This is a genomic window from Lentisphaerota bacterium, from assembly GCA_016873675.1.
Lineage (GTDB): Bacteria > Verrucomicrobiota > Kiritimatiellia > RFP12 > JAAYNR01 > VGWG01.
The window spans coordinates 1-12,490 of the sequence record VGWG01000019.1 but is presented as its reverse complement, the minus strand read 5'-3'; the positions used below and the strand labels follow the sequence as shown (position 1 = coordinate 12,490).

12 protein-coding genes, 2 tRNA genes and 1 riboswitch are annotated in these 12,490 nt (G+C 62.7%); of the genes, 2 read left to right on the top strand and 12 right to left on the bottom strand.

Annotated elements, in window-relative coordinates; genetic code table 11:
- Positions 1–48 precede the first annotated feature (48 nt).
- The 9 genes from FJ222_04355 to FJ222_04315 all read right to left on the bottom strand — a co-directional run bounded on the left by FJ222_04355 (position 49) and on the right by FJ222_04315 (position 8,234).
- Positions 49–1,044: a terpene cyclase/mutase family protein gene (locus FJ222_04355; GenBank protein MBM4163656.1), complete on the bottom strand. Its 996-nt coding sequence runs from the start codon at positions 1,042–1,044 to the stop codon at positions 49–51.
- A 158-nt stretch (positions 1,045–1,202) separates the two neighbouring features.
- A tRNA-Ala gene (locus FJ222_04350) sits at positions 1,203–1,278 on the bottom strand.
- Positions 1,279–1,341: 63 nt separating this feature from the next.
- A complete protein-coding gene (locus FJ222_04345) occupies positions 1,342–2,736 on the bottom strand; it encodes an MBL fold metallo-hydrolase (GenBank protein ID MBM4163655.1) in 1,395 nt (464 codons plus the stop codon).
- Between the two features lie 16 nt (positions 2,737–2,752).
- The gene (locus tag FJ222_04340) at positions 2,753–4,201 is read right to left on the bottom strand and encodes an ADP-ribosylglycohydrolase family protein (protein ID MBM4163654.1); all 1,449 of its coding nucleotides are present in this window, start codon (positions 4,199–4,201) and stop codon (positions 2,753–2,755) included.
- A gap of 54 nt (positions 4,202–4,255) precedes the next feature.
- Positions 4,256–4,885, bottom strand: a complete 630-nt coding sequence (locus FJ222_04335) for a riboflavin synthase (GenBank protein MBM4163653.1) — start codon at positions 4,883–4,885, stop codon at positions 4,256–4,258.
- A complete protein-coding gene (gene ribD / locus FJ222_04330) occupies positions 4,870–5,976 on the bottom strand; it encodes a bifunctional diaminohydroxyphosphoribosylaminopyrimidine deaminase/5-amino-6-(5-phosphoribosylamino)uracil reductase RibD (protein MBM4163652.1) in 1,107 nt (368 codons plus the stop codon). Before ribD ends, FJ222_04335 begins: the two co-directional genes overlap by 16 nt.
- A gap of 1 nt (position 5,977) precedes the next feature.
- On the bottom strand, positions 5,978–6,496 hold the full coding sequence (gene nusB, locus FJ222_04325) for a transcription antitermination factor NusB (protein ID MBM4163651.1): 519 nt from the start codon (positions 6,494–6,496) through the stop codon (positions 5,978–5,980).
- A 16-nt stretch (positions 6,497–6,512) separates the two neighbouring features.
- Positions 6,513–6,983, bottom strand: a complete 471-nt coding sequence (locus FJ222_04320) for a 6,7-dimethyl-8-ribityllumazine synthase (protein ID MBM4163650.1) — start codon at positions 6,981–6,983, stop codon at positions 6,513–6,515.
- A gap of 39 nt (positions 6,984–7,022) precedes the next feature.
- Positions 7,023–8,234 (bottom strand): bifunctional 3,4-dihydroxy-2-butanone-4-phosphate synthase/GTP cyclohydrolase II, encoded by a 1,212-nt coding sequence (locus FJ222_04315; protein ID MBM4163649.1) that lies wholly within the window; start codon positions 8,232–8,234, stop codon positions 7,023–7,025.
- Between the two features lie 73 nt (positions 8,235–8,307).
- Positions 8,308–8,451: riboswitch (FMN riboswitch) on the bottom strand.
- A gap of 320 nt (positions 8,452–8,771) precedes the next feature.
- Here FJ222_04315 and FJ222_04310 point away from each other — a divergent pair.
- Positions 8,772–8,846 (top strand) — tRNA-Asn (locus tag FJ222_04310).
- Here FJ222_04310 and FJ222_04305 read toward each other — a convergent pair.
- Complete coding sequence (locus tag FJ222_04305; protein ID MBM4163648.1) at positions 8,832–9,353, bottom strand: hypothetical protein; 522 nt, start codon at positions 9,351–9,353, stop codon at positions 8,832–8,834. The two genes, FJ222_04310 and FJ222_04305, sit on opposite strands and share 15 nt — an antisense overlap.
- 109 nt (positions 9,354–9,462) lie before the next feature.
- Between FJ222_04305 and FJ222_04300 the strand changes: the two genes are divergently transcribed.
- Positions 9,463–9,723: a hypothetical protein gene (locus FJ222_04300; GenBank protein MBM4163647.1), complete on the top strand. Its 261-nt coding sequence runs from the start codon at positions 9,463–9,465 to the stop codon at positions 9,721–9,723.
- A 573-nt stretch (positions 9,724–10,296) separates the two neighbouring features.
- Here the strand turns inward: FJ222_04300 and FJ222_04295 are convergent.
- Both FJ222_04295 and FJ222_04290 read right to left on the bottom strand, forming a co-directional pair.
- Positions 10,297–10,719 (bottom strand): hypothetical protein, encoded by a 423-nt coding sequence (locus tag FJ222_04295; GenBank protein ID MBM4163646.1) that lies wholly within the window; start codon positions 10,717–10,719, stop codon positions 10,297–10,299.
- A 249-nt stretch (positions 10,720–10,968) separates the two neighbouring features.
- Positions 10,969–11,346, bottom strand: coding sequence for a site-specific recombinase (locus FJ222_04290; protein MBM4163645.1), 378 nt, complete (start codon positions 11,344–11,346; stop codon positions 10,969–10,971).
- Positions 11,347–12,490 lie beyond the last annotated feature (1,144 nt).

Sequence of the window (12,490 nt, the reverse complement as noted above, 5' to 3'; positions counted from 1 at the left end):
ACCTTCACGCGCCTGACCTTTCGATAATCCTATTCCGCCAAACCTCCGCTACCTCTGGTAGATCGGCACGAAACGGTAGGGCACGCCGAGAATCAGGATCGCCATTCCCGTGCTGAAGATCGGTCCCTCTTCGATGTTCCAGCTCCCGTCCTTCCACTGCTCGTTGACCAGCGACGCGGCGATCTTGGAATACCACGGCTGAAAGAACGTGTCGCCGGCCTGGTACATGTCCTGCACGGCATAGTAATGGGCATAGAGGAAGTATTTCTGGCCCGCCTTGAATTTTACGTCGGGATACGCGACGAGAACCGCGAGCCCGCGGCGGGTTGACGGATGGTCCCGCTGACCGGACATGATCAGGGACATCACCCCCGCCGCAGTCGTTGCGAAACGCGGGCTCTCCTCGCCGCCGCTGGGCTGATAGCAAAACCCGCCACCGGCCGGGTTCCAGCATTTCAGCACATAGTCCACCGCTTTGCGGATGGTCTGATCCGGCACGGCGATGCCGGCTTCCTTGGCGGAGTTCAATGCCACCAGTTGCATGACGGTGATGGAAAGATCGGCGTCCACCGGTTGCGGTTGGTATCTCCATCCGCCGGCGCCGTTCTGCGCGCGCAAGGTCACATCAACTGCGGCCCGGAGCGCATCGCGAATCTTGGTATTCTTGCTGTGTCCCCACGCCTCGGAGAGCGCGAGCGTGGCCAATCCGTGCTCGTACATGCTTCCGCCCATGTAGCCCAAGCGGGTCTCCGCGACGCTAACGAGATAGGCGATGGCCGCGTCCATTGTCTTGCCATACTCACCCCTGCCGGGCACGTGACCCTGGACCATGAAGGCCATGAGCGCCAGAGCGGTGTCGCACACCGGATGCTGCCTGCCGCCGGTCCCACGGCCTTCAATTCTGCCGTCGTCCCGCTGGTGGCTGGCGAGGAAGACCAGACCCCTGTCAATGGCCACGCGGACTTCTGGAGAGAGTTTCGCCGTCTCCACCTGGCCTTCAGCGGCCGGGGCGGGGAGGGAGGCCAGCAGCAGCGCTGCCGTCATGATGATCCGGGTTATCAAGAGGGTCGCTTCTTGTTTGATGAGTATTCAAAGGAGGCTCTTGCAGACCCCCTGCAAGAGACGGGAATCAGGGTCCAGGGATGAAGCGCTTACTAAACCCGGAACCCGGAACCCTCCGCGTGCACAAAAAGGACTGAACATGGTGGAGCGGAGGAGATTCGAACTCCCGACCCCTACGTTGCGAACGTAATGCTCTACCAACTGAGCTACCGCCCCATGTGAGAAAAGTGGATGCAGATTAGCAAATATACGGGCTTGCGCGCAATGGTATTTTTTTCCTCACACCGTGAACCGCTCGCCGGGGCTGGGCACGTGGACGTGCTTTGCGCCATGCGCGCGCAACACGTCGCCCATCCCCATTACCTGGGGTTCTTCGCCGTGTATCGCAAAGGCGTGGGTGACGGGCGGCGTGATCGCCCCCAGCCAGGCGTTCAGCGCGTTCCGGTCAGCGTGCGCCGACAAGGCGTTGATCGTATGCACGCGCGCCTTGAGATCGAATTCGTCGCCCAGGATCCGCAGCGGGGACACGTATTCAACGAGCCGCCGCCCCAGGGTGTTCTCGGCCTGGAATCCGACAATCAGGATGATGTTGCGCGGGTCGCCCACCGTGTTCCGGAGATGATGCAGGATGCGGCCGCCTTCGCACATGCCCGATGCCGAGATGATCACCATGGGCCCGGGCTGGTCGTTCAACGCCTTGGACTCCTCGGTCGACTGAATGAAGGTCAGGCCGGGGAAGCGCAGGAAATCATCCCCCGCGCGTATCAGGCTGGAGGCTTCCTCGCTGTAGCATTCGCGGTGCGCGGCGTAGATCTTCGTCGCCTTGAGCGAGAGCGGACTGTCCACAAAGATGGGGGTGCGCGGAATGCGGCGGTTCTCGACCAGCTCGTTCAGATAAAAGAGGATCTGTTGTGTGCGGCCGACGCTGAAGGCGGGGATGATCAGCTTGGAACGCTGTTGATGGATGTCGTCAATAAATCCCTTGAGGCGGCCGATGACGTCGGCCTTGGGCGGGTGGACACGGTCAGCGTAAGTGCTCTCAATCAGCAGCGTGTCCACATCGGACACCGTGTCATACGGACGGAGGATCGGCTGGTCCGGCTGGCCCAGATCGCCCGAAAAGACCAGCCTGCGCCGGGTTCCGTCCGGCTGTCTGGCGTCGAGCTGGACGATTGCCGAGCCGAGGATGTGACCCGCTTCGTGCAGCAACACGCTCACACCGTTGCCCAGGTCGATCTGCCGCTTGAGCGGTGCGGGCTGGAATTGCGTCAAAATCTGCTCAACATGCTCCAGCAGGTAGAGGGGCTCAAACAGGTTCTTTCCCTGCGCCGCCCGCCGCTTGTTTACATGCTCGACATCCATTTGTTGCAGGTGGGCCGAATCGCGGAGCATGATGTCGCACAGGTCGCGCGTGGCCGGCGTGCAGATCACGGCGCCGCGGAACCCGTGCCGCGCCAGGGTCGGCAGATTGCCGCTGTGGTCGATGTGCGCGTGGGAGAGGATCACATAATCGAGCTGCGCCGGATCGATCGGCAGCGAGCGATTGCGCTCAAACGACTCTTTGCGGCGCCCTTGAAAAAGCCCGCAGTCGAGCAGGATCTTCAGGCCGTTAACCTCCACCAGATGCATGGAGCCCGTGGTCGTTCGCGCCGCGCCGAAAAATTGAATCGTCATGTGTAGTCCCTCCCCTTTACTTCAGATTTACTGCCACGGCGGCCATCTCGGCGGCCAGCCGGTCAATCGCGACTTCGTGATAGCCCGAAACGCCGGTCTGCACGGTGTTGCGCACCGGCCGGGTCCAGTCCGCAGGAATCCGGTTGGCGCCGTGCATCACGCCCCACAGGCTCCCGACCGTCGCGCCGTTGCAATCGGTGTCGAAGCCGCACATCACGGCCTGCGCGACGCTCTGGCCGAAATCATCATCGCCCCAGAGCAACGCCGCCGCGACAACCTGCGCGTTGGAGTTGGAGTGGCACCAGTCGTGTGAGCGCCGCTCGTTCCACTGGGCGTGGATGTATTCGCAGACGATCCCGTAATCGGCGCCATCCGCCCACAGCGCAAGAATGGTCTCCACGTCCTCCCGCAGGCGGCAGTGTGCCGGGATTTGGTCGAGCCCGGCCCGGATCACCGCTTCCCAGTCGTCGCGCACATAGGCGGCTGCGAGCATGGAGGCGACCCACATTTCGCCATACAGGCCGTTTTTCACATGCGAGATCGAGGCATCGCGCCAGGCCCACTCGGCGGCCCGCTCCGGCCGCCCCGGATTGGCGTAACCGAACAGGTCGGCCCGGATTTGCGCGCCAATCCACTCGCGGTAGGGGTTCAGGAGTGTTGCGCTGCCCGGTGGCGCGAGACCGGCCGCCAGATTGCGGTAGGCAACGCGTTCGGCTGTGCAGGTGTGCAGCAGCGGCAGCTCATTCAGCCACGTCGCCGCCACATCTTGGGGGGTAAAGGCGGCGCCATGCCGCTTGAGCACCGCCAGTCCCAGCACCGTATAGTTGATGTCATCGTCCTCGATCATGCCGCTGATGTGGGGCAGGAGGCACCGGTTTTTCAGGTTCGCGGCCCGCGTGCAATCAAACTTCTGGACCGGTTTGAGCCGGTCGATTCGCGCGGCCATCGTCTTGGTTGGTGTCCGCAGATACCGGCTGATCGGCCAGTTTCCGGTGCTTTTCGCCGTCACCTCGATGCTCGTGCGGTACCAGCCCTCGACCGGCTTGCCGAGCAGGCAGCCGCAGATGCGCCCGAGCAGCCCGCCGTGCAGCTTGTCGCCGAACTGTTTGGCGGTTCCCGTCCAGGCAGGGACGCGGATCGCCGCCGGTGAGCGGGCCTGGCGGATGGCGTCAAGCGCGTCCGGCTCGTCGTAGGGGTAGCCGGTCCGCAGCGGCAGGGCCTGGATCGCTTCGGCCAGCCGGACATATCCCGCCAGCCACGCCGTGCCGCGTTCGCCGCCGAGCGGCATCGCTCCCGCGCCCGGATCGCGTTTGGCCTTCTGCAGCCTGCGGATCAACGGCCGGACCGACGTGAGATCGCGTCCCTCCTGTTCGGCCTGCAGCAACTCGACATCCAGATCCACGCCGTTTAGCCACGCATGGCGGTTGTGCCAGAGGATGCCGTCCGTATCGCCTGTCTGCGTCATGCCCACCCATCCCTTTCTTGCCCAATTCTGCGATGCAGTGACCCGATCGCACGCCTAGAACCCCGACCGCGCCAGCAGGGCCTCGGTGACGCCGCCGGCACGGCCGCAGAGTTTCTCCACATACTTCGCCAGAATGTCGCCTTCCAGATTCACGGCGTCGCCCACGCGCCGCGCCGAGAGACTGGTCGCCTCCCACGTGTGCGGGATGACGTTGACCTCGATCCAGTCGTCGCCGACGCCCGAGACGGTCAGGCTGACGCCGTCCATCGCGATCGAGCCCTTCAGCACCGTCTGCCGCGCCAGCGCGTGCGGACATCGCACGCGCAGCACCCGGTCGCGTCCGCGGCTGGTCACCGCCGCAACCGTGCCGCACGCATCCACGTGCCCCGTCACCACATGCCCGCCCAGACGGTCGCACACCCGCAACGCGCGCTCCAGATTGACGGCCGCACCCGGCGCGAGCGTGCGCAGCGCGGTGCGCTCCAGCGTCTCGTCGAGCACATCGGCGCTGAACCCGTCCGCGCGTGCTCCGGTCACGGTCAGGCACGCCCCCTGCACAGCGACGCTCTCGCCGACATCGAGCGGCGCATCCCACGCCTCGTGGGTGCAGGCGAGCGCCCATCCGCCCGCACTGTGACTCAGCCCGTGGAAACGGCCCAGCCGTTGCACTAAACCGGTGAACATGAGCGCCTCCGTGTGACGCGGATCATGACATCGTTGCCGAACACGCGCGTTTCCGCGAGGGTAAAACGGGGCATCCGATCAAGCAGGAAGCCGGCGCCCGCGACTCCCGTCGCCCGCGGGTCGGCGAGAAAGGCTGGCGCCAGAACGATCACGCATTCATCCACCAAGTCGGCGCGCAGCAGGGCACCGGCCAGTGCGCCGCCGCCTTCGCACAAGACGTGCATCAGCCCGGCCGACGCGAGCCGCTTAAGGGCCGCGCGCAGAGAGAAGCGTCCGTTGCGCGCCGCAAACGGCCAAACCTGCACGGTGTTGCGACAGGCGGCGGCGGCGACGGGGTGGGGGACCCCGGACGCCGTGCAGACCACCGTCGGGCCGGCGGCACCATCGTTGAAGATGCGCGCGCCGGGCTTGACGCGGCCCTGCCCGTCAATCACCACCCGCCAGCGGTCGCCGCAGCCGGGGAGACGGCAGGTCAGCGCCGGGTCGTCGGCGCAGACTGTGCCCGCGCCGACCATGACGGCGTCGGCGCGCCGCCGCAGTTCCTGCACAAAGCCCCGCGCTGTCTCGCCGGTGATCCACTGCGAACGGCCGTGGCGGTCGGCGATCTTGCCGTCGAGGGTCATCGCCAATTTCAGCGTCACATACGGTAGCCCTTCGGCCAGGCGTTTGGCGAAGGGGGCGATCAGCCCGGCGCACGCCTCTCCGCAACAGCCGACATCGGCCGCGATGCCGGCGCGCCGCAGCACGTCAAAGCCCCGCGCCGCATGGATCGGATTGGGATCGGGGCAGCCGCTGACCACGCGAGTGATGCCGGTGCGGATGATCAGATCGGTGCAGGGGGGCGTGCGGCCCTGAGTCGAGCACGGTTCGAGCGTCACGTACAGCGTGGCGCCTGCGGGGTCGCCGCGACAGGCGGCGATCGCCTCAACCTCGGCATGCGGCAGCCCCGCGCGGGCGTGCCATCCTTCGCCCAGCTTCCGGCCGTCGCGAACGACCACCGCGCCCACGGGCGGATTCGGCCGCGTGGCGCCTTCGCCGCGGCGTGCGAGGGTTAGCGCGCGCCGCATCCATCGGATATCGGCGTTCACCATGTCATTTCCTTATCACCCGCGGCGCGTCCTTGGCAGCGCGGTCCAGGATGCCGTTGACAAACCGCCCCGACTCGGAACTGCTGAAGAATTTTGCCAGGTCCACCGCCTCGTTGATGCAGACCACGGCAGGTACCTCGCCGCCGAAGAACATCTCGTAGATGGCGAGACGCAGAACATTGCGGTCCACGGCACCCATGCGGTGCAACGGCCAGTTCTGGGTGTAAAACGAGAGCTTCTCGTCAATGGACTCACGGTTTGTGGTCACCCCGCGGACGAGCCGTTCGGTAAACTGACGGAGCTTCTCGGGTGCGACGGCATTCAGGGCGGCTTCTGCAGGCAGTGGCTCGGGGGCGGTCCCGGCGCGGTCAGCGTCAGCCTGCTCCTCCTGGGTGCGGGCGACCAACTGGCACCAGAAGGCCGCGAGGATCGGATCCAGCTCGGAGGGGCGGTTCATGTCGATTTGAAACAGGATCTGCACGGCCCACTCGCGGGCGTGGCGCCGTTTTTTGAAGTCAGACATGATGCGTCTCCGTCGGTTATGCCATCTGCTTCAGAACCGAGGACAGCTCGATTGCGGCCAGGGCGGCATCCCATCCCTTGTTGCCAGCCTTGGTACCGGAGCGTTCGATCCCTTGCTCGATCGTCTCGGCGCAGACCACGCCGTTGAGCACGGGGACGCCGGTTCGGAGCCCGATGGCGGCGAGGGATTTGGAAACCTGAGTGTTGATCAGGTCGGCATGCGGCGTGGCGCCTCGGATCACCGCGCCGAGGGCGACGACGGCGTGATAGCGTCCCGATGCCGCGAGCTTGTCCACAACCAGCGGAAGCTCATTCGCGCCGGGAACCCAGACGGCGGTGATATCCGCCTCCGCCCCGCCGTGCCGCACCAGGCAGTCGACGGCGCCCTTCAGCAGGTGCGTGGTCAAAAAGCTGTTGAAGCGGCTGACGACCAGCGCCACGCGCAGCCCTGCCGCATTCAAATCTCCCTCGATCAGACGATAGGCCATGGATGACTCCCTTCTGTGTTCAACCGTGCTTCATGCTGCTCACAGCGCATGCCCGAGCCTGCGCTTTTTTGTTTCCAGATAGCGCGTGTTATGCGCGCCCGCCGGGGCTATCAGGCTGACGCGCTCGACGATCTCGAGTCCGTAGCCGGCAAGCCCCACCACCTTTCGCGGATTGTTGGTCAGCAGTCGGATCCGGGTGAGCCCCAGATCCTTGAGAATCTGGGCGCCGACGCCATAATCCCGCAAATCAGGCGCAAAGCCAAGCTTTTCATTTGCCTCCACCGTGTCGAGGCCGCCCTCCTGAAGCTTGTACGCATGCAGCTTGTTGGCGAGGCCGATGCCGCGACCCTCCTGGCGCATGTACAGCACCACGCCGCATCCCTCGCGCTCGATCCGCTCCATGGCCGCGTGAAGCTGCATGCCGCAGTCGCAGCGGGCCGAGCCAAGCACGTCGCCGGTGAAGCATTCGCTGTGGACGCGCACAAAGACCGGTTCGGCGGCGGCCGCGACAGCGCCCTTGATCAGCGCGATGTGCTCCTTGCCGTCGAGACAGGCACGGTACATCCGCAGGCGGAAATGGCCATGGGCGGTCGGCATGTCGACCTCCTCGACCATTTCGACCAAGCGCTCACGGCTGCGGCGGTAGGCGATCAGGTCGGCGATGGAGACCATCTTGAGACCGTGGCGCGTGGCAAACTCGCGCAACTGGGGAAGCCGGGCCATGGAGCCGTCGGGGAGCATGATTTCGCAGATGACGCCAGCGGGTTGCAGCCCCGCGAGGCGCGCCAGATCGACGGCGGCCTCGGTGTGGCCCGCGCGCACCAGCACGCCGCCCTCGCGAGCTTCGAGCGGAAAAACATGCCCGGGGCTGACCCAGTCATGCGCCGTCGTGTCGCGGCCGACCAACATGCGGATGGTGGCGGCGCGGTCGGCGGCGCTGATGCCGGTCGTCACGCCGTGCGCGGCCGTGGCGTCCACCGAGTCCATGAATGCGGTGGAGTAGGCGTCGCCTCGGTTTTTCAGCGGAATGCGTCCGATGCCCAGCCGCTCCAAGCGGCTGCGGGTGAGCGGCACACAGACCAGTCCGCGGCCATGGGCGGCCATGAAATTCACAGCCGCAGGGGTCGCCTTCTCGGCTGCGACGATCAGGTCGCCCTCATTCTCGCGGTTCTCATCGTCGGCCACCACGACCATCTGCCCTTCGCGGATCGCGCCGATACAGACTTCGACATCGTCAAAAAGTGCGCTCATGCGGTATTCCCATCAAAACAAAACGCCCGGACGCGGCAGGCGTCAGGGCGTTTCGGGGGCGCAATGCGCCGCCGGTTGTCTTCTTACATCCAGACTGTACTGTCGGCCACGGAGTTTCACCGTATCAGTGGCGCGCATCGGCCGTGCCAGTCGCGGGCTTTACCGCCGGTCAGGAATTCCCCTGCGTGTACGGGGTCACCTTGCCCTGAAGACATTGCGTTGTATTGCCGGAGATTATATCGCAGCGTGGTCCCTGTTTCAAGCCCAAAGAGGCGACAGCAAAAAACATGCAGCAATTCTAATTATGGTCGTCGATATCGGGATCCAAATCGATATCGGGATCGGGATCGACGAAAAAGGCCGAAATTCGACCCCGATACCGATAGCGATTTCGATTTCGACCGGCAGGATGCAATCAAAATTAGAAAATTAGAACTGCTGAAAAACATGAGAAACCTGTTGACACTCCCCGCACGAATGCGTTACAGTTCGCCGCGTCTTGTCCCTCATGGGACGGATGCGTCGCTTTTATCTTGTTCCGGTGTAGCGCAGTGGTAGCGCAGGTGACTGTTAATCACTTGGTCGTAGGTTCGAATCCTACCACCGGAGCCAACTTCCGTCGCGGAAGATTTCTACGCCGTCCGGTTGACGCGCATCGTCCCGCATTATTAAGACGGGGTTGCCGTTGGTACCCACATCCAGCGTGATGTGGCGGGGTCTCTCTTGCGCGTTGAACATCCCCAGTTCGGGTTTGCCCTCGGCATTCACTTGCTGCGTGAAACCCCTCCCTTGCGCGTCATGCATGCTCAAGTAGGGTGACCCCCGACGCACCTCCAGGCTGACCTGGCAGATCCCTTGTGCGTCTGATATTTCCAGCGCGGGGGCCCCGTCGAGGGTGGTTTGGTCTGAATTCACGGCCAGTCTGATGCGTTCCCTCCCTTGCTCGTCTGTAACGATAAAACCGCGGCGGGCTATGAAGCCATCCGCAGGAGGGATGACGCTGTGAGCTGTTACCAGACCCACCAGCACTAAGACAGCGGCGGACAGCGTCCAGCGATTGCGCCGTGTTGCTGCGGCGAGTTCGCGTTCGAGCTTTTCGAAGCGTTCTTCAAATGTCATGGTTTTTCTTTCCATAAAAGAGCAGCAAAAGATGGTCAAACGATAGCACACCTAGTTGCGACGCACAAGACGGGCCTGCGGGCGAGTACGGAGAGGGCATGCGTTGGGAATGTGGACGGATGCTTCGGCGGCCGCGGGCGGGGTCTATCTGTGGCGGCCCGGATCGGAATGGAGCCGGGAGATGATCGCGGAGGCCCCTCAGGCCGCAGCGGTGGCCGGGGTTGCCGAGGGTGTGGCAGGACCCGCGGCGGTCAGCGGGAAGGCCACCAGGCGCCTCGGGGAGGCACCGAAACGGGTGGCGGGCGACGGGAGCGGGCGTGTGGTGGGTGCCTTTCGTGCACCCACACAGTGGGCGCACGGGCGAGGGTAAAGGTTGAACAGCGGGAGTCTATGCTTAATTGTTATTTTCAGGGCTGACCCCGATGGACCTCCTGATGATCGTACTGAATAGCGTGGCACAACACGCAACAATCCAACCACAAACGATTGCGGCGACACCATAGAAGACACTCAAAAACAGGATGTAAACTATTCGACCAGCCACCCCCCCCCAGAGAGAAGCATCGTCGATGGCTCTTAATGCGAAGGCACCAATATTGAGTATCTCGTCGAACAATGACCATTCATACCCGCAAACTGGCATCCAGCGAAGACATGCGAGTGCGATAAAAGACAAAATTGCGCTAATACCATGTACACGACGCGGTATTCTCCTCTTTCTCCAAAGCGTAGCACCGATACCCATCTTACTTCTCCGTATACAGGTCAGACACACAAATAGCTGAGCACTTTATACTGCCTGACTCCTCCAACTCAGCAACACTACCTCTTTCTCCTGCGTAAATATAAGCACTAATCGCAAACACCGTCCTGACTCCGCCAACAGGAATGTCCATCTCTCCGGATTCATCAGTTGGAAGGAAGGCCCCCTAGTCGGGCACGTTTAGAAGGGCATGTCTTCGAGGTCTTTGGCGGTGGCGGCTGGCGCGGGGGCGGCCCGGTTGTTGGGGGGATAGGATGTGTGGCGGGGCGCTTCGATCAGGCCGAGACGGATGAGGCGGGCGGTGATGCCGCCGGTGGTGCGTTCGTGGGCGGCGGCGATTTCAGAGACCGGCTTCTGGGCGGCGAAGGCGTCGTGCAGGCGCTGCTCTTCTTCGGGGGTCCACAGCCTGGCGGACGCGGGACGGGCGGGGCCGGAGGCTTTGCGGGGCGCTTGCGGAGCTTTGAGGGCTTCGATGGCGAGGAAGAGGGCGCGCACCACGTCGGCTTGTTGGTAGGGGCTGTCCGGCGGGAAGAGGATGTGGGTGAAGGGGTCAATGCCGTCGGCCAGACTGTTGAGAATCTCGATGGCTTTGGAGTTTTCCATGGTGCCCTGGAGGGTTATGGGGTGCTGTAATAATAGTTGCTGGTTATGGCGTTAAGGATAGAGTTTCGGGGTGGTGGTGTCAAAGGAAGACTGCGGGAGAGAAAGCTGAAAATGGAAAGCTGAAAGCTGAAAAAAGGGGTGTGTGGGTGTGTGTGTTCGAGTGTCCCCTTGTCGATCCGCCAATTTTAGATTCTAGTCCCTGATAACCGGAATGTCTTTCCCTTGCCAGACTTCCTCCGCCGCCTCTTCCTACGTCACGACGCCAAGCGCATCCAGCGGGCTCTGCGCCGTGCTGTCCAGCCCCCTGATCACATGTGTGTAGATCATGGTCGTCTCCACGCTGGCGTGCCCCAAGTACTGCTGGACTTCGCGGATGTTCACGCCCCGCAGCAGAAGGCTCGTCGCAAATGAGTGGCGCAGCGTATGCACGTGGGCCGGTTTCGCGATGCCCGCGCGAATCACCGCTTCGCGCATGGCGCGCTGCAGCACCTGCTCATCCACATGTCCGTCCCCATAGATCCTTTCCCCGCGACGGTGGCGGGCACTGTTGCGCCCGTCTCCTGAAGGTGGCGTAGGTAGTGCTTCTGGAAGATTTCCACCGACCGGACCGCCTGCCGCACCTGCCATTCTTCCGTGTGACCGTCCTGTTCAAGGTGCTGGGCGAAAGCCGCCAGCGCGTCGTTCGGGGCGAGGCGTCCGGTCCCCCAAGGCCCCGACAAATAACGCTGCAGCCACCGCAGGCAGTACGGCCGGTGCTTGTCGTCCACCAAATTCCGACTTTTAAAATAGGCGTCAACATCATTCAGATCAACGGTTTGCGTCGAATTCATATCGTTTCTCCTATGTATTGCGTCTGGCCGTTATGCACCGCCTAGCCGTGCATAACGTCAAAACGGCGAATTGCGCTTTTCTGACGCAGTGCGCGGTCCAACTGGGCGGAGATATTGTAAGTCATTGGTTTTATTAAAGTTTTGAATATTTGAAGCGGGAGATTGACTTTGTATGGGGCGTCAGGGTACGCTTTCCCCCGTAGGCATCGTACGCCGTTTCACCCTTTGGACCGGTGTATTGCGTCTGGACGCCTATTTAATGTTGGGTGCGGGATAATGAAACAGACAATCTTAGTTGTAGTTCGGTCTTTACGCATCCGTACGGGCATCGCCTTTGCCCTTGGCATGGCATCCCCACTCGTAATGAACCCACTTTTCAGGATCGACCCCTTGGCCGGTTTCCGGCCGACAGAGAACTGGGTCATCTTCCCAGGACTGTTCCTCATTCTGTCGCTCCTGCTAGTTCTCGCGCTATCCATGACGCTCCCTTGGAGTCAGTATGCCTTCAAACGGTCAATGTGGATCCAGACGCTAGGCATATTCTGTCTGTTCGCTGTGGCTCTGTGGGGTTCGGCATGGTGCTGCCAAAACCATGTCTGCATGGCAGGTCACGGGTGTCATGGAATGACTCTCACTGGCAGAATTGTTGACGTGGCATGGGTTCTGGGCCTGCTCGCGTCTGCTGCTTGGGCAACTCTGGCGAAGTCAGCGGTGTGCATTCCGAGCGGCTACATCGCCGGTTTCTTGATTTCGTACCGGTTCCTTTTCGGAAGCATGGGGGGGATGTACCCAATCCCGATATGATGGGACACCCATCGGGATAGGGACGCCCCTTGTGGAGCGCCCCTCCCACACCACTAATCGTACGGATCGCGTAATTAGCGGTTCGGCTGCTTACTGACAGAATGAACCGAGGAGGATGACACCCGCCGCGCGGGTGA

Coding starts and splice junctions, on each gene's coding strand:
- FJ222_04305 (MBM4163648.1), bottom strand. CDS start 9,353: ATGACATTTGAAGAACGCTTCGAAAAGCTCGAACGCGAACTCGCCGCA.
- FJ222_04340 (MBM4163654.1), bottom strand. CDS start 4,201: ATGACGCAGACAGGCGATACGGACGGCATCCTCTGGCACAACCGCCAT.
- FJ222_04355 (MBM4163656.1), bottom strand. CDS start 1,044: ATGACGGCAGCGCTGCTGCTGGCCTCCCTCCCCGCCCCGGCCGCTGAA.
- FJ222_04320 (MBM4163650.1), bottom strand. CDS start 6,983: ATGGCCTATCGTCTGATCGAGGGAGATTTGAATGCGGCAGGGCTGCGC.
- FJ222_04295 (MBM4163646.1), bottom strand. CDS start 10,719: ATGGAAAACTCCAAAGCCATCGAGATTCTCAACAGTCTGGCCGACGGC.
- FJ222_04345 (MBM4163655.1), bottom strand. CDS start 2,736: ATGACGATTCAATTTTTCGGCGCGGCGCGAACGACCACGGGCTCCATG.
- FJ222_04335 (MBM4163653.1), bottom strand. CDS start 4,885: ATGTTCACCGGTTTAGTGCAACGGCTGGGCCGTTTCCACGGGCTGAGT.
- FJ222_04300 (MBM4163647.1), top strand. CDS start 9,463: ATGTGGACGGATGCTTCGGCGGCCGCGGGCGGGGTCTATCTGTGGCGG.
- FJ222_04290 (MBM4163645.1), bottom strand. CDS start 11,346: ATGGCAGGTGCGGCAGGCGGTCCGGTCGGTGGAAATCTTCCAGAAGCA.
- nusB (MBM4163651.1), bottom strand. CDS start 6,496: ATGTCTGACTTCAAAAAACGGCGCCACGCCCGCGAGTGGGCCGTGCAG.
- FJ222_04315 (MBM4163649.1), bottom strand. CDS start 8,234: ATGAGCGCACTTTTTGACGATGTCGAAGTCTGTATCGGCGCGATCCGC.
- ribD (MBM4163652.1), bottom strand. CDS start 5,976: ATGGTGAACGCCGATATCCGATGGATGCGGCGCGCGCTAACCCTCGCA.